This is a genomic window from Pseudomonas sp. MD330_10, from assembly GCF_042610415.1.
Classification (GTDB): Bacteria; Pseudomonadota; Gammaproteobacteria; order Pseudomonadales; family Pseudomonadaceae; genus Aquipseudomonas; species Aquipseudomonas rhodesiae.
The window spans coordinates 1-245 of sequence record NZ_JBHGZU010000121.1 but is presented as its reverse complement, the minus strand read 5'-3'; the positions used below and the strand labels follow the sequence as shown (position 1 = coordinate 245).

Annotated in this window: 1 pseudogene; it reads right to left on the bottom strand. The window is 68.2% G+C overall.

Features of this window, described 5'->3' with window-relative positions:
- Positions 1–9: 9 nt before the first annotated feature.
- A pseudogene (locus ACFZPT_RS26855) lies at positions 10–245 on the bottom strand (TIGR03364 family FAD-dependent oxidoreductase); the annotation flags it as partial.

Below are 245 nucleotides of genomic sequence, written 5' to 3'. Positions count from 1 at the left end.
CAGGATGCATCACGCCTCACCCCACAGTGCCGCGACGTTTCGCTCGCCCAGCGCCGGCCCCACGCTCATGCCCACGCCGGTATGCAACAACGCGGCACAGACCCCCGGCGCCGCCCGTACGAAAGAAAACGGTCCCGGCCCGCGCGCGCCCTAGACCCCCTGCCAGCGCTCGACCACCTGGATCCCACAGCCCAAGGTCTGCTCGGCCAGTTCGAGCATCCAGTTGTCCACCTGTTCGCCGTTTA